Annotated in this window: 19 protein-coding genes, 1 tRNA gene, 1 pseudogene and 1 riboswitch; of the genes and pseudogenes, 4 read left to right on the plus strand and 17 right to left on the minus strand. The window is 34.8% G+C overall.

Annotation, left to right across the window (positions count from 1 at the left end):
* From ABYK33_RS08285 to ABYK33_RS08305, 5 genes are all read right to left on the minus strand, one after another.
* The coding region (locus tag ABYK33_RS08285; RefSeq protein ID WP_373032670.1) for a hypothetical protein at positions 1 to 136 on the minus strand (136 nt) is incomplete at its 3' end.
* Between the two features lie 103 nt (positions 137 to 239).
* Positions 240 to 464, minus strand: coding sequence for a twin-arginine translocase TatA/TatE family subunit (locus tag ABYK33_RS08290; RefSeq protein WP_373032646.1), 225 nt, complete (start codon positions 462 to 464; stop codon positions 240 to 242).
* 60 nt (positions 465 to 524) lie between these two features.
* Positions 525 to 1,136 carry a guanylate kinase gene (gene gmk / locus ABYK33_RS08295; protein WP_373032648.1) on the minus strand — a complete coding sequence of 204 codons (612 nt, stop codon included), beginning with the start codon at positions 1,134 to 1,136 and terminating at the stop codon, positions 525 to 527.
* Positions 1,136 to 1,957, minus strand: a complete 822-nt coding sequence (locus tag ABYK33_RS08300; protein WP_373032649.1) for a hypothetical protein — start codon at positions 1,955 to 1,957, stop codon at positions 1,136 to 1,138. Before ABYK33_RS08300 ends, gmk begins: the two co-directional genes overlap by 1 nt.
* A 280-nt stretch (positions 1,958 to 2,237) precedes the next feature.
* Entirely contained in the window at positions 2,238 to 3,140 is a 903-nt protein-coding gene (locus ABYK33_RS08305) for a uroporphyrinogen-III synthase (protein ID WP_373032650.1), read from the minus strand.
* Between the two features lie 87 nt (positions 3,141 to 3,227).
* On the opposite strand from ABYK33_RS08305, the gene ABYK33_RS08310 reads away from it, so the two are divergent.
* Positions 3,228 to 3,530: a monooxygenase gene (locus ABYK33_RS08310; RefSeq protein WP_373032651.1), complete on the plus strand. Its 303-nt coding sequence runs from the start codon at positions 3,228 to 3,230 to the stop codon at positions 3,528 to 3,530.
* Positions 3,531 to 3,549: 19 nt separating this feature from the next.
* Here the strand turns inward: ABYK33_RS08310 and ABYK33_RS08315 are convergent, their stop codons facing one another.
* Positions 3,550 to 4,035: an HPP family protein gene (locus ABYK33_RS08315; RefSeq protein WP_373032652.1), complete on the minus strand. Its 486-nt coding sequence runs from the start codon at positions 4,033 to 4,035 to the stop codon at positions 3,550 to 3,552.
* Positions 4,022 to 4,450 (minus strand): globin domain-containing protein, encoded by a 429-nt coding sequence (locus ABYK33_RS08320; protein WP_373032654.1) that lies wholly within the window; start codon positions 4,448 to 4,450, stop codon positions 4,022 to 4,024. The genes ABYK33_RS08315 and ABYK33_RS08320 overlap by 14 nt, the downstream gene beginning before the upstream one ends.
* A gap of 143 nt (positions 4,451 to 4,593) precedes the next feature.
* Here ABYK33_RS08320 and ABYK33_RS08325 point away from each other — a divergent pair, with 143 nt between their 5' ends.
* On the plus strand, positions 4,594 to 5,007 hold the full coding sequence (locus tag ABYK33_RS08325) for an Rrf2 family transcriptional regulator (protein ID WP_373032656.1): 414 nt from the start codon (positions 4,594 to 4,596) through the stop codon (positions 5,005 to 5,007).
* A gap of 312 nt (positions 5,008 to 5,319) precedes the next feature.
* On the opposite strand, the gene ABYK33_RS08330 is transcribed toward ABYK33_RS08325, so the two are convergent.
* The 3 genes from ABYK33_RS08330 to ABYK33_RS08340 form a co-directional block, all read right to left on the minus strand.
* Positions 5,320 to 5,874 (minus strand): manganese efflux pump MntP family protein, encoded by a 555-nt coding sequence (locus ABYK33_RS08330; RefSeq protein WP_373032657.1) that lies wholly within the window; start codon positions 5,872 to 5,874, stop codon positions 5,320 to 5,322.
* Between the two features lie 90 nt (positions 5,875 to 5,964).
* Positions 5,965 to 6,576 (minus strand): Crp/Fnr family transcriptional regulator, encoded by a 612-nt coding sequence (locus ABYK33_RS08335; protein WP_373032658.1) that lies wholly within the window; start codon positions 6,574 to 6,576, stop codon positions 5,965 to 5,967.
* A 47-nt stretch (positions 6,577 to 6,623) separates the two neighbouring features.
* Positions 6,624 to 6,821, minus strand: a complete 198-nt coding sequence (locus ABYK33_RS08340; RefSeq protein WP_373032659.1) for a DUF2892 domain-containing protein — start codon at positions 6,819 to 6,821, stop codon at positions 6,624 to 6,626.
* A gap of 242 nt (positions 6,822 to 7,063) precedes the next feature.
* A riboswitch (cyclic di-GMP riboswitch) is annotated at positions 7,064 to 7,142 on the plus strand.
* Positions 7,143 to 7,233: 91 nt separating this feature from the next.
* On the opposite strand from ABYK33_RS08340, the gene ABYK33_RS08345 reads away from it, so the two are divergent.
* Positions 7,234 to 7,857: a hypothetical protein gene (locus tag ABYK33_RS08345; protein WP_373032660.1), complete on the plus strand. Its 624-nt coding sequence runs from the start codon at positions 7,234 to 7,236 to the stop codon at positions 7,855 to 7,857.
* Positions 7,858 to 8,125: 268 nt separating this feature from the next.
* On the opposite strand, the gene ABYK33_RS08350 is transcribed toward ABYK33_RS08345, so the two are convergent.
* The 5 genes from ABYK33_RS08350 to ABYK33_RS08370 all read right to left on the minus strand — a co-directional run bounded on the left by ABYK33_RS08350 (position 8,126) and on the right by ABYK33_RS08370 (position 10,743).
* Positions 8,126 to 8,202: transfer RNA gene (locus tag ABYK33_RS08350), tRNA-Arg, on the minus strand.
* A 75-nt stretch (positions 8,203 to 8,277) separates the two neighbouring features.
* Positions 8,278 to 8,979 (minus strand): uracil-DNA glycosylase, encoded by a 702-nt coding sequence (locus tag ABYK33_RS08355; RefSeq protein WP_373032662.1) that lies wholly within the window; start codon positions 8,977 to 8,979, stop codon positions 8,278 to 8,280.
* Positions 8,979 to 9,302 carry a sigma-70 family RNA polymerase sigma factor gene (locus ABYK33_RS08360; RefSeq protein ID WP_373032664.1) on the minus strand — a complete coding sequence of 108 codons (324 nt, stop codon included), beginning with the start codon at positions 9,300 to 9,302 and terminating at the stop codon, positions 8,979 to 8,981. The genes ABYK33_RS08355 and ABYK33_RS08360 overlap by 1 nt, the downstream gene beginning before the upstream one ends.
* 1 nt (position 9,303) lies before the next feature.
* The gene (gene mqnP / locus ABYK33_RS08365) at positions 9,304 to 10,173 is read right to left on the minus strand and encodes a menaquinone biosynthesis prenyltransferase MqnP (protein ID WP_373032666.1); all 870 of its coding nucleotides are present in this window, start codon (positions 10,171 to 10,173) and stop codon (positions 9,304 to 9,306) included.
* A gap of 9 nt (positions 10,174 to 10,182) precedes the next feature.
* On the minus strand, positions 10,183 to 10,743 hold the full coding sequence (locus tag ABYK33_RS08370; protein WP_373032667.1) for a phosphatidylcholine/phosphatidylserine synthase: 561 nt from the start codon (positions 10,741 to 10,743) through the stop codon (positions 10,183 to 10,185).
* A 62-nt stretch (positions 10,744 to 10,805) separates the two neighbouring features.
* On the opposite strand from ABYK33_RS08370, the gene miaA reads away from it, so the two are divergent.
* A complete protein-coding gene (gene miaA, locus ABYK33_RS08375) occupies positions 10,806 to 11,702 on the plus strand; it encodes a tRNA (adenosine(37)-N6)-dimethylallyltransferase MiaA (RefSeq protein ID WP_373032668.1) in 897 nt (298 codons plus the stop codon).
* 32 nt (positions 11,703 to 11,734) lie between these two features.
* Here the strand turns inward: miaA and nuoN are convergent, their stop codons facing one another.
* Both nuoN and ABYK33_RS08385 read right to left on the minus strand, forming a co-directional pair.
* Positions 11,735 to 13,225 carry an NADH-quinone oxidoreductase subunit NuoN gene (gene nuoN / locus ABYK33_RS08380; protein WP_373032669.1) on the minus strand — a complete coding sequence of 497 codons (1,491 nt, stop codon included), beginning with the start codon at positions 13,223 to 13,225 and terminating at the stop codon, positions 11,735 to 11,737.
* Positions 13,225 to 13,568 (minus strand): annotated as a pseudogene (locus ABYK33_RS08385) (NADH-quinone oxidoreductase subunit M); the annotation flags it as partial. The gene nuoN and the pseudogene ABYK33_RS08385, both read right to left, overlap by 1 nt.

A 13,568-nucleotide genomic window follows, 5' to 3' on the forward strand; every position in this document is an offset into this window, starting at 1 on the left:
AAGCCATCGCACCATTAAACTGAAAGTCTCCAAACTCAGGTTTGGTCGCTTCAGTGACACTCATAGGCTCGTGTTCTATGCCCGCTTTTATAAAAGCTTCTTTGATCACGTTATTGATTTGTAATTTTAATTTCATAGGTTTTCCGTCATAGTTAATATGGAATTGTAGTAGAAAATAGCTTCATAGCTATTTGGAGGGATACTATCAATACTGAGTAACAAGGTACTCAGCATTAAAATTAAGCGTTTTCGCTTTTTTTCTCTTCTGTTGGAGCTTCAACTTTTGGCTCTTCTTTAGAAGCGATCTCTTTAGACTCTTCTTCATCATCATCTTTAATTGCTTTCTTGAAGTCTTTAATACCTTTTCCCATACCTTTTGCAAGATCTGGAATCTTCTTTGCTCCAAAAAGAAGCACAACAATCGCCAATACGATTAGTAATTCTGGCATACTTGGCATACCCATGTCAATCCTTTATATTTCGCTACACTGAGCATTAATTTCAATAATTATACTGCAATATGTTTAAGCTAACCATTGTGCAACAAATTTTTCTTCATCTTCTGTACTTTGTTTCAATCTAGCAGCTTTTGCGACGATCACAAATTGCCTTGCTGCCTCATCTACAGTATCATTGATGATAGTAAAGTCATATTCGCCTACAGCTTTTATCTCACCTTTTGCATTTTCAATGCGTTTGACTATAACAGATTCATCATCTGTACATCGTGCTCGAAGCCTTGTCTCCAATTCTTTCAGGGTTGGTGGTGTGATAAATGCAGAGGTCGTAATATCATTCATCTTTGCACGCACAAGTCTATGCCCCTGTACATCAATATCAAATATAACCAGTTTACCCTCTTCTAAGGCTTTCCTTACAGGCTTGAGTGATGTACCATAGTAGTTACCATGCACCTCTGCATACTCAAGAAAATTTTCCGCTTTAATGTCTTCTTCAAAACTCTCTTTGCTGACAAAAAAATAATCTTTACCATCTTCTTCCCCCACTCTAGGGGCACGCGTGGTTGTCGATATAGAAAAATAATATTCACCTATCTCATCTGCTGCTGCGTTGATAATCGTACTTTTACCCGCACCGCTTGGTCCTGAGAGCACTAAGATAGCACCTTTTTGCATTACTTATCATCCTCTAATTTTATTTTGATCTCTATCTTTTTACCTTTTAAAAACTTTTTTATTTTTTTAGGCGTTAACTTACTGATAGCTCTGTCCATTGCTTCTTCTATCTGTGCAAGTTCCTTTGGACTAAACAACGTCTCATTGTTCTTTTTACTTTGTTTTGTCTTCTTAGATATGTCATCCACTACGATACTTAATTCTTCTACTATCTCTAATCCATCAGCGATCAGCTGCTCTTTGATGACCTTCACTTTACGTGCTTCATATTCATCGTCACTCAAAGGTGCCACATCGTTCATTTCTATCTCATCATCCATATCTAACAATGCTTTGATTTTTTCTATCTCACTACTGTTAAGTATCTCCGTACCTGCATTCTCTTCGAGCTCAAAAATATCATCCGTTTCTTCATCGTCTATAGGCAAAGGAAAAATATCAGGTAGTACTTCTTCCTCTTTTGATAAAGGGAAAATAGAAATATTTTCCTCCTCCTGCTCCTCAATGATCTCACTCATATCAACACTTTCGATCACATTCATAATTTGTGAAGGCAAAAATGGCTTTTTAATGGTCTCATCGAAACCTTTAACTTTCTCTTCATTATAAGAGATAAAAACTTTTTTTCTTATGCTTCCATCCTCAAGTAAAACATCAATATCATCTACATAAGAAGCATCATCTACAAACAGTATGTCATACCTGACATCTTTCATATCATCTACACGCTTCACTTCATCCAACCCAATATGCACATCACGCGTACAAAGTGCAAGCATTCTAGAAACAACCGGATTGTCGTTAATGAGCAAAATTTTCATAGATGGGGACTCCCTAAAGTTATTGGTATCATTGTAATATAAATTTGGTTAGGGCTTGATTTTTGTACTTTGAAGGAGATCTAGAAACCTAAACTAGTGGATTCTTTTTAATTAGGTTAACGAACCATTTAAATTTAAGATGATATGACATTGACTTCCTTGTACATAATGATACAGAGTGCTTTCGAAAAATACATAATAAAATCGATGAAGAAAACCTTATAAAATATATAACTTTATAAGGTTTTCTCTTGCATTAAAATAAAGAATTTAATTAACTCTAACTATTTAATTCTATTGCTTTTTTAACACAAGAGTCTAATGAAGTGGTATCAGAAATTACAGGAGTAATATTTGATGGAAAATATTGAGCTGTTGTATTCCCTATTGATATGGCTTTGTAACTTTCATCCCAAGATATATTTTTAAAAAAACATTCAATAGTAGAGGGTGAAGAGAATATAATAGTTGAATTTTTAGGTAATTTTACTTTTTTGTCAAACGGTTTACAGACAGTTTGATAGACTATTAATTCATCACATTCAATATCATTTGTATTTAAAATGTTTACAATATCAGAGACGACTGTAGATGCTCTAACATAAAGAAGCTTTTGATGTTTAAATTTTTTTACGATCTCTAATGCAAACTGATCTCCATGTTTTTCTTTTCCCACAAACTTAAGGTTTCCCCCTAAATGCTTAACTATTTTAGCCGTTTGAGGAGCTATAGCATAAGCCGGCTTTTTTTTCCAAGTTTTATCAAAAGTATCAAGAGCATAAATTGCATTTTTGGATGTAAAAATCAAAGCATCATAAGTCGAAAAATCAACATCTTGTTTTATAGGTTGAATCTCAAATACAGGTAAGTTTTTTGCCCATTTCACTTTTTTATCACTTAAAATATATATATTCATCTTACGGTTCCTTATGTTTGAGACAGTAGACTTAAAATATCTTTTTATTTTATTGAATAAGGTATCTGAATCTGCTATAACAATAGATTTATTCTCATCAATAAAGAAATTGATATGGTTTTTACTAAGCGTATGAGTGATTTTTATCAATTCCGTAAAAGTATAGTCTGCAGGCCAATTTTTATCTAATATTAAAAGATTCATTTTTGGATCATATTCATAATATATTAAATTTAATGGTTCCAATATATTTTTCATTTTTTTCATTACTTTGTTATCCTCTTATTGAAACTGTACTATACTACATTAAGTTAAACCGCATTACATTCATTATTAAAATATTTAGGAGTAGACATGAAATATCTTTTACAAGTGGATTTTCCTCATGCAGGACCGTTTAAAGAAGAGTTCACAGAAGCATTTACTGATTTGGCTAAAGACATAGCAAATGAAGAGGGCCTAATCTGGAAAATTTGGACAGAAAATGAAGAAACAAAAGAAGGTGGAGGCATTTATCTATTCGATAATCTTACAGACGCAAACAGATATTTGGATAAACACACTCAAAGATTAGAGTCTTTTGGGTATTCAAATATTAGAGGTAAAATCTTCAATGTTAATGAGGCTCTTAGCTTGATAGATGGGGCACCTCTTTAGCATTTATAAGGGTGTATAACTATGGACAATAGTTACATTTGTCTGCAAGTGACTTTCGTATTTTCTCTACAACAATGCCTATAGTCACAAGCGTAACTAATCCAATAAAGATTGGTTCAACGGAATACATTGTAAACTGTCCCTGAATCACAATAAAATAGTTCGCTCCAGCTGGAGGATGAATTACATTAAACAAATGCATAAACATTATTGTTGCTCCAAGACCAACACCTACTGATAACCAATTCCCACTACTGTAATGTAAAACAATAAATCCAACAAATGTAGCAATGAAATATCCAGCAAAAACATTTATGGGTTTTGAAAAACGACTATCAGGTACGCTAAAGAGTAAAACTGCTGTTGCCCCAAATGGGGCAATTATCATCATATAACCTACTTCTTCAGCAACTAATCCTATGACTGATAATGCAATAAGTGCTCCAATACCTGTTAAGGTACTGTCTATAATGTGATTAAAGTATTTTTTTTTACTTTTGCTCATAGAGCTCTTGCTCACGTTTCATCAAGATGTCACCTAAAAAATTGTAGGCTTCAATCCATGCTTTCTTATGATCCTCAGTAAGATCATCTCCTAGAACATCACCCATGGCTGTAATTAAAGAATCTCCAACCATTGGATAGTGAATTGGAAGAACATTGGTCGCTACATGGGTTGTAGCCATTTTTTCCACAGCACCGGATAAAGCTCCAAGGTTATCAATATTACCAGCAAACGCTGCAATAGCACCTGCCAATTTTTTGTGTTGATCACTTTGCGCATTTTCGAAAAGAGGTTTAGTCTCAGGATATTTACTAAAGAGAATTTCATACATACGAGTTGTAATCTTTTCAGCATTTTCCCCAACTAAGGGGATTGTCTCTTTAACAGATGTAATTGTAGTTTGTGATAAGCTCATTTTGCTTCCTTACTTTTTATTTTCATCGACATTCTACAACTACTACCTTAAAGTAGTATATTGTACAATCTAGAAAATCAATAGAAAGTAGCCTATTATTATTTATAAGTTACAATAGAATAATTTAATTTTATAGGGTATTTATGCATTTTTCCAAAACAACTGAATATGCCATTCGCGTTTTATCATATTTGCATCGATACTCATCAAAACCTCATTCAGTTTCTTTTTTACATAAAGAATTAGAACTACCGTATAAATATTTAACCAAACTTATGACAGAACTTGTAAAAAAAGGCTTAGTCAATGCTTCAAAAGGTCGTTATGGTGGATTTAGTCTTGCAGTAGATTCTGAAAAAATATACTTATGTGATATTCTTGAAGCCATAGGAGAATCGTCAGAATCCGATCGATGTATTTTGGGTTTTGAAATGTGTGATGCTTCAAACCCATGTTCACTGCATAATCACTGGCTGGAACCTAAGATGGGTATTGAAAAGATGTTAAAAACAACTTCTTTGGATTCTCTTGTGAGGGATAAAGAAACAAAATTCTAATTCTGCGGCTGACGGCCTTGAGTCTATAATATTAATCATAAATATAGACCTAATGTTCTGGCTTATTCTTTTTGACAATATTTCCAATTCTACATATAACCTCCAAAACCTTATAAAATATGTTAGATTATAAGGTTTCCAACAAGAAGCTAGAAAAAGAATCTTTAGTCTACCTAAATGTAACTTTTGCGATATTCATCTATGAAAAAGGTGTGGTAGTTGATACCTCCCAAAAGTATTGAGCTTTTCTTCCAGATAGACATGCCTTTTTCAGACACTTCTTTCATTCTCCCGAAGGTTTTCATTACACAATTAAAAAATGTTTGTGTGCTCAAAAAGAATTTTGAATCCCAATCCAATAAGAATTAAGCCTCCAAGAATTTCAGCTTTAGCTTCGAGAATAGAACCCAATTTTTTTCCAATGTATACTGCCCCTAAACATAAGACAAATGTCACCAGTGCGATAATGCCTGATGCTATAAAAATATTAGTTTGTAGAAAAGCAAAAGTTACGCCAACCGCCATTGCATCGATACTGGTTGCTATCGCCAGAGCAATAAGGGTTTTATTGGAAAGATCGGTTACCTCTTCATCAAATTCATTTTTGTATGCTTCATAGAGCATCTTAGCTCCCAACCCTACAAGTAATACAAATGCAATCCAATGGTCATATGCTTGAACATATTGGGAAAAACTTATTCCGATTAGATATCCAGCCAAAGGCATAATTCCCTGAAAGATTCCAAAAACAAATGCTATAAATAGAATTTCTGGGAAAAGAAGTCTTTTATGTTTTGAACCCATTGCAATTGAGACGGCGACTGAGTCCATTGCAAGTGCAACAGCAAGAATGAGAAGCATTTCCATCAATATATCCTGTAAAAAAGTGTGAGATTATAGCATAGTCTTTGATATTAAATTGCAAATATATTTAGAGTTTCCATCCACTTGTTTTAATTATAAAACCTCTATTTCCCCCCGATGCAGTAAAACTATTCCCTTTTGTTCTAAGTCTTTAAGTATGCGACTTATTACAACTCTTGAACTTCCTAGTTCTATTGCCAATTGTGCATGTGTTATTTCTATGAGCTGGTTGGGTTGTTTTTTAAGCCATTCAATGATGCGTGTATCTAAGCGTTTAAATTTGATGTCATTGATTAGACTTGTAAGTTCCTCAAAACGCAGTTGGTATAAAGAGAAAAGATAATTTTGGTATATATCACTCATTTTACTTAGCATTTTAACACTATGCGCATCTATAAGATAGCCTGTAATGTCTGTTAGTGTTTCGGCAGAAGCTACAGCGTTTGTACCTGAAAGAAGAGAGGCAGTATTGACGATGCACTGCTCTCCTGCTTTAAGTGTATATAGGGTTATCTCTTCTATCGTGTCTGACTGTGTATAAAGACGTACTTCACCAGAAGTAAGCCATAAGATGTTGTCACAGATCTCACCTTGGTAAAAGAGTAAAGTATTTTTAGGGATGGATACAGGGAGTATATGATCTTGCAAAAATGCAAGTGCGTCTGGTTCAAGTTTTTCTATAAAGGAATAAGCGGCTAATTGCATAATTACTCCGTGCTATATTTTTATAACTATAGCACGTAAAGACTTATTTAGTCGTTTTTAGTTTTGCATCCAGTATTGATACCGAGCAGTGCATAAGGTGGGCACCATCCTATAATAGCAGTAAAGAGAAGCACTCCACCTACAACATCAGCAATGATATTACCATTCATCACGCCCCAAGCAATTGCTGCTGCACCTACTACCACTCTAATTGTTCTATCTGTTTTTCCTACGTTACATGTCATAATATATCCTTTCATTGACTTATGTAAATTTATTATGCCACGTAAAAGTGTCCCTGTCTGTAACATAAGTTACATAGAGTTAATTTGTTTATTTCAAAACCTTATAAAATAGTCAATTATCTACTTTAGATAAATTATGTTAATCACAAAAATTTTCTTAGATCAGTTCAAAACTGTTAATAGTGATTTAATCAAATAGTATATATAATAGTTTTGTTAGAGATAAAAAATATTTTAAATACTATTTATTGTGCCAAACTTGTTGTGAAGCAGGGACGGAAAGCCATGGGTCTTGAAGAGTAAGATCGCCAGGTTGCTAAATGCCCTATGGGACTTTACTTCTATTGTTCTGCTTTTTTTCTTGTTTATCCAAAAAATTTTATTATATCAATTATCAATCTTAGGAGAAACTATGAAAAAAATGATTATGACCGGGTTAGTATGTCTAAGTGTATGTATCCCTTTACAAGTATCAGCACAGTCTTTGCTTGAAAGAGTTGTAGTAGATGTTATTTTAGGTGTTTATGATAAACCGAAGTACCAAGATGAGAGACCTTACTATTTATACAATAACAAATACTATTATGGTGGTGAGTTTAGAAATGGACAGTACTACTATGAGGGTAGAAGATTGGATGGCGGTCGCTACTATGAGAGAGGGTACTATGATCAGTATAAAAGAAATTATAGTTATTTTGATAAACCTAGGTATCAAGACGATAGACCGTACTACTTTTATAACAACAAGTACTATTATGGTGGTGAGTTAAGAAATGGACAGTACTACTATGATGGAAGAAGACTGGGTGGTGGCCGCTACTATGAAAGAGGATATCAAGATCACTATAGAAACGACTACAAAAAAAAGGCCAAGAAAGCTAAGCATCCAAACCATAAAAATGGCTATTACAAGCATAATAAACACTATCTAGGTGAACATCAGCATGACTATTATGGTGAGAAGCATTACTCTGATGATCGTAAAAAAAACAAAAAGAATAAAAGTCATAAGAAGCCTAACAAACATGAGAGGTAGTTGAGTACTCTTCCTGCTCATTGCTCTCGCTCTCGATGGAAGTCTATATGTAGTGTTTAAGGAGTGAATAACACAACAAAATAATGTACACTTTCTTTAACCTTTCCAATTCTAACAATAAACCCAAATTGTTAAATACTTTTCATGGAGGAACTGTAGTTAGGGATATTATAAAAACTCTGGTAGTAAGTGGGAGTTTCGAAAAACTTAAAGTATCTAACAATGATGTCAAATGATGTGTATTAGCGGCAGAGTCGCTCTTCTAGAATGGTACACCCATCAGGATTCGAACCTGAGACCTTCGGTACCGCAAACCGATGCTCTATCCAGCTGAGCTATGAGTGCACATTTAAAATGTAGTAGCGATATTTAGAGCGCAATTATAGCCAAAAAATCTTTAAATTACTTTCAAAAACACTTTTAGATATCAAGTAAGTGCATAGGAGCAAATAGTTCAAGCGCTTTAGGGTTGGAAATAAACGTATGATTGTATGGATGTTCCAGTTCTATCGTGTCAAATTTATCCAGTAAAAATAGTTTCTTTAAGTCCTTCGCGTGTGTGCCAAATAAGATTAGTTTTGGTGCATCATCCTCAAGTGAGTTTAAAAGTGTTTGTACAAAAGGCTTCCATGCTTTTACATGTTTTTTAGTACTTTCCTTGTCTGTAAATATAAGTGCTGTATTTAAAAGAAGTACCCCATTCTTTTCAAAATTACGCCGCAGCTCATCTATGGAATCGATCAATTGTGTTTTATCTAACTTACTTATAGCTTCTTGTGAAGTATCATCTGATGCCAATCTCTTACTTGCAACAAGTGCCATTTTCATAAAATTACGCAGGCTTGTGGCACGATTAACCTCTTTACTTAATCCAGAGTTTGAAAATAGATTCTCTACCTTGGTATCGATAAAGGCATATCCACCTGCACTCTCTTTTCTCGGGTAAGGATCCTGACCAAATAAGATATATTTGACTTTCTCTTTAGAAAGTGTATTAAAGGCGTTGAAGTAGTTTTCCTTAGAAGGAAAATAGCTTTTGTCTTCTTCTAAAAATCTTTGATAATCTACCTCAAGAGAGGCATAGGCTTTAGCTAAAATTGTCTCCCAAGAGCTTTTGGACATTAGTCTCTCTTTTTAAGTTTATCAAACTTAATGATCAGTTCTATTTTGCTTACCGGTATACCCAGTTTCTCAGAGACAGAAGCTTTACTCTCACCCGAGTTGATAAGTTCCATCACATCATCAAGAGAAGAGAAGTTTTCTATCACATCTTTCACAGCAACACGTGACGCCTCATAGTTTGATATAGTGACATTTTTCACATCCAATATCTCGTTTAACTTTTTATTCTCTTTTGCCAATTTACTATTTTTACTTACGAGCATTAATAGTATGATAACCAACAGTGCCAATAGCGATAAAACTGTTATATCCATCATTTGCATTTTATATAACCTCCATGATAATTAAAATTAAAAAAACAAACCCTAAATAACCATTCACTGTAAAAAAAGCTTTGTCAATTTTTGTAAAGTCTTTGTTGACAATGTAATGTTCATAACTCAACATAATAGCAGAAAAAAGTACTGCCAATTTAGCCCAATAACCTAATCCTGCTGTCACTACAAAATACGCCCAGAAAACAATGGCTAAAAAGTGAAATACCCTTGCAATCCACATCGTCTTATTTGCGCCGAACTTCGAAGGAATAGAGTGCAAATTATTGGCTTTATCAAATTCCATATCTTGCAGAGAGTAGAGTAAGTCAAACCCTGCCACCCAAAACATCACCCCTATAGCCAAGTAAACAGACCAAAGTGTTATCTCTCCACTTACAGCTACCACACCCGCTATAGGTGCCAATCCCAAGCTCACTCCCAGTATGAGGTGTGCCAATGCTGAGAAACGTTTAAAAAACGTATAGGCCCCAAGTACAAACAATATAGGTATAGAGAGCTGAAAGGCTAAAGTATTTACAAAGTATGCAACCACAATAAAGAACAATGCATTGATCACTATAAAGCCTAACATTTGAGTATTTGAAACTCTACCGTCTACAGAAGGACGGCCTTTTGTACGTGGATTAAGGATGTCAACATCTCTGTCAAGATAACGATTTACACCCATGGCAAAGTTGCGTGCTGTCACTGCTGCCAGTGTTCCTAGAAATAATAACTTCCAACCAAACCAGCCTGACCCACTTTCATTATGAGAAGCGACAAGCATAGCAATGAAGATAAATGGCAAAGAAAACACTGAGTGTTTAAACATGACCAATTCTGAAAAATGGTTCAACTTTTCTCTAAAACGATTCACTATAGCATACTATGGATGAGGAATTTTTAATTTAGAATTCAATGACCATGCAATGACCAATACTAAAATAGCGATAACATATCCACTTGTGATAACACTATAAGCATTCAACAAATAAAGTATCCATAAGAGTATGGCACCCAATGGAGTAGGTACACCTTCAAAGTATTTTTCAACTTCTCCTACATCCACTTTAAGGTTAAACTCCACAAGTCTGCGCAAACCGTTAATAATGTACCAGATAAATACCAAACCTAACAGCAGTTCTTCAACACCTGATATGCCACTATAGTGTTTTACTGCATAAAAAAGTAAAAAAGCTGGCATGACCACAAAAGAGAGAAAGTCTGCAAAACTGTCAAGTTGGATACCAAACTCTGTTGAAAGACTGTACTTACGTGCCAACTTACCATCTATGATGTCACAGGCACCGCCTATCCAGGCTAATATTATAGCTGTAAAGAAATCACCTTTAACGATGAAAAATATAGCCATGATTCCTGCTGAGACATTCATATAGGTTACCAAATTTGCAATGTTAAAACGATTGTTCTTGTCAAATAAATTCATTCTTACCCTTCTTTATCTTAAGATGTATTTTATCCTTTTTGGGGTTATGGTATGATTACGCTATGGAAACCTTTAAACAACTTGCTCTCATCGGTCCTACCGCATCTGGAAAAACGTCTCTTTCTATAAAGATAGCACAACAGATGAATGCATATATTTTGTCACTTGATTCACTCTCTATTTATAAAGAGATCGACATCGTTTCAGCGAAACCTACACCGGAAGAACGAGCAGGTATTATACATTATGGTATGGACTACCTCTACCCTGATGAAAGCTTTGATGTCACAACTTTTATCAAGCTTTATCATGAAGTATTTGAGCAATGTCTACAAGATAGAAAAAATCTTGTGATCGTAGGAGGAACAAGTTTTTACTTGAAGATGCTTATAGAAGGTATCAGTGAACTACCTACTATCAGTATTAAGACTAAAGAAAAAACACATAGCTATTTACAAGACTTACCAAATACCTATGACTGGCTTTACAGTCAAGATAATACATATATGTCAAATATAGAATCTAATGACCCCTACCGCATAGAAAAAGCTTTGCATATCTATTTGGAGACCGGTCTTACCCCTACACAATACTTTAAACAATATCCACCTAAACCAACAGTGACAGAAACGCTTCCTATCTATCAAATAGAGATTGAAAGGGAAATACTTCGTGAACGCATAGCCTTACGCTCTAATATGATGCTAAATGATGGATTAATAGATGAAATATGTATGCTTGAGAAAAAGTATACACGCGCACCTAACTGTATGAAATCTATAGGTATCAAAGAGACATTGGCCTATCTAGATGGTGTATATGACAAAAAAATGTTGATTGAGAAAATTACTACGAACACTGCAAGACTGGCAAAAAGACAAACAACATTTAACAACTCTCAGTTTGAAAATGTGATAAAAGGAAGTGTTGAAAAGTTGGAAGGATTACTTTTATCGTAGGTTGGTAAACACCAACCTTACGATAATAATTTTTAGTACCCGCTGGCACTTATCATATAGTAAAGATAAGATACAAGTGGTTGTACATAGAAGATAGCTGCGACAGTTGCCACTGTCGCGAATCCAATGATCACCGTTAATGGTTTGGAAATGTTATAGTAAACAACATCTACATCTTTTACCGGATCTTTAAGGAACATATACACTACAAGTTTCAAGTAGTAGTATGCAGCGATAGCCGAGTTAAGCCCCATTATAATTGCCAATGGTATATAACCCGCATTTACTGCTGCCTGCATCACATAGATCTTACCCCAGAATACTGAGAATGGAGGTACACCAGCCAGTGAGAACATAAAGAGCCCCATAACTACTGCGCCCATTGGCATGATCTTGATAAGCCCTGCGAATTTCTCATACGGATGGTCATGACCTGCATCAAATCTTCTCTTTTTATGACGAGAGATCCATAACATTGCAAATGCCCCAAGATTGGTAAACATGAAGAGTGCATAATATAAGAATATTGCTGTGTTACCTTCTGTTGTATCTAGTGCCAGTGCTGCCATGATGAAACCAGCATGAGAGATAGATGAGTATGCAAGCATACGTTTAACATCATCTTGTACCAATGCCATAATGTTTGCAAGTGTCATTGTAATAACTGCAATAATAAGAATTGTCCATCTTACCCACTCGATACCAAGATCAATATACATACCGAATATTCTAATACTCACTACAAATGCAGCGATTTTAGGTACAACTGACATATATCCAGCCAATGGTGCAGAAGCCCCTTCATAAACATCTGGTGCCCATGTATGGAATGGAAAAAGAGAAATTTTAAATGCAAAAGCAACCAACAATAGTACAGATGAACCAAAGATCGCGATCATCAATCCTGTTTCATTTACACGTGTAGCAAGTACTTCAGCTACTTTGTAAAGCTCTACAGAGCCTGTCAATGCATAAACCACTGCTGAACCCATAGCAAAGAATGCAGCTGCAAGTGCTCCCATTGTAAAGTACTTCACGGCAGCTTCATATGAATTTGCTCTGTTGTGTAGTGCAATAAGTGTATAGAGTGAAAGTGATGCAGTCTCAAGTCCTACAAAGATAAGGATCAAGTTATCTGTTGCTACCATGAATTGGAATCCTGCAATCATAAACAAGAAAAGTGCAAAGAATTCAGGATATGAATACTCATGGAATCTTTTTGATGTCAATGCAAGTGGTATGAATATCATTGATGCACCAATGATCATGAGTTGAGAGATGATGGATATACCATCGATCAACATGACATCAAAGAACCCACGTTCATTTACATTGAGCCCTAAAACAGAACCAAAATCAACAAATAATACCAAGATCGTTAACATTACATAAAGTGACTTATGTAATTTTCCATTGAGGAGGTCAATAATTATAATAATCAAACCACCGGCAATTGCTATAAGCATAGGTGCCAGGGTAATAAGGTTCAGGCTTTCTAAACTCACATTAATTGGCTCTAACATTAGTTCACCTCCTTATTGGATTTTGCAACTTTTATCATATCTTTTGCCTCTTGTGTAATCGCTTTTTCATCCATAAAAGTTAACAAAGCTTTTACAGAGTTATCTATTGGTGCAAGTACTGGTTTAGGATATACACCTAACCAAATCACAATCGCAACCAATGGTATAAGTGACCATGTTTCTCTACCATTTAGATCTTTAAGTTTTTTATTCTCTTCATTATCCAATGGACCAAAGAAAGTACGTTTCATTACTCTCAGCATATAGACTGCACCTAAAATAATAGATGTACCTGCCAAGATAGTCATCATTGGAGATACTTGGTAGAAACCAAGAAGTACAA

The organism is Sulfurovum sp. (assembly GCF_041562805.1).
GTDB lineage: Bacteria > Campylobacterota > Campylobacteria > Campylobacterales > Sulfurovaceae > Sulfurovum.

What these genes read in the sequence shown, in the direction of transcription:
- ABYK33_RS08300 (WP_373032649.1), bottom strand. Translation starts at nt 1,957, where the DNA reads ATGAAAATTTTGCTCATTAACGACAATCCGGTTGTTTCTAGAATGCTT.
- ABYK33_RS08370 (WP_373032667.1), bottom strand. Translation starts at nt 10,743, where the DNA reads ATGAATTTATTTGACAAGAACAATCGTTTTAACATTGCAAATTTGGTA.
- ABYK33_RS08335 (WP_373032658.1), bottom strand. Translation starts at nt 6,576, where the DNA reads ATGCAATTAGCCGCTTATTCCTTTATAGAAAAACTTGAACCAGACGCA.
- ABYK33_RS08360 (WP_373032664.1), bottom strand. Translation starts at nt 9,302, where the DNA reads ATGCAAATGATGGATATAACAGTTTTATCGCTATTGGCACTGTTGGTT.
- nuoN (WP_373032669.1), bottom strand. Translation starts at nt 13,225, where the DNA reads ATGTTAGAGCCAATTAATGTGAGTTTAGAAAGCCTGAACCTTATTACC.
- ABYK33_RS08330 (WP_373032657.1), bottom strand. Translation starts at nt 5,874, where the DNA reads ATGGAAATGCTTCTCATTCTTGCTGTTGCACTTGCAATGGACTCAGTC.
- ABYK33_RS08345 (WP_373032660.1), top strand. Translation starts at nt 7,234, where the DNA reads ATGAAAAAAATGATTATGACCGGGTTAGTATGTCTAAGTGTATGTATC.
- ABYK33_RS08315 (WP_373032652.1), bottom strand. Translation starts at nt 4,035, where the DNA reads ATGAGCAAAAGTAAAAAAAAATACTTTAATCACATTATAGACAGTACC.
- ABYK33_RS08310 (WP_373032651.1), top strand. Translation starts at nt 3,228, where the DNA reads ATGAAATATCTTTTACAAGTGGATTTTCCTCATGCAGGACCGTTTAAA.
- ABYK33_RS08305 (WP_373032650.1), bottom strand. Translation starts at nt 3,140, where the DNA reads ATGAAAAAAATGAAAAATATATTGGAACCATTAAATTTAATATATTAT.
- ABYK33_RS08340 (WP_373032659.1), bottom strand. Translation starts at nt 6,821, where the DNA reads ATGACATGTAACGTAGGAAAAACAGATAGAACAATTAGAGTGGTAGTA.
- ABYK33_RS08290 (WP_373032646.1), bottom strand. Translation starts at nt 464, where the DNA reads ATGGGTATGCCAAGTATGCCAGAATTACTAATCGTATTGGCGATTGTT.
- ABYK33_RS08325 (WP_373032656.1), top strand. Translation starts at nt 4,594, where the DNA reads ATGCATTTTTCCAAAACAACTGAATATGCCATTCGCGTTTTATCATAT.
- ABYK33_RS08320 (WP_373032654.1), bottom strand. Translation starts at nt 4,450, where the DNA reads ATGAGCTTATCACAAACTACAATTACATCTGTTAAAGAGACAATCCCC.
- miaA (WP_373032668.1), top strand. Translation starts at nt 10,806, where the DNA reads ATGGAAACCTTTAAACAACTTGCTCTCATCGGTCCTACCGCATCTGGA.
- gmk (WP_373032648.1), bottom strand. Translation starts at nt 1,136, where the DNA reads ATGCAAAAAGGTGCTATCTTAGTGCTCTCAGGACCAAGCGGTGCGGGT.
- ABYK33_RS08355 (WP_373032662.1), bottom strand. Translation starts at nt 8,979, where the DNA reads ATGTCCAAAAGCTCTTGGGAGACAATTTTAGCTAAAGCCTATGCCTCT.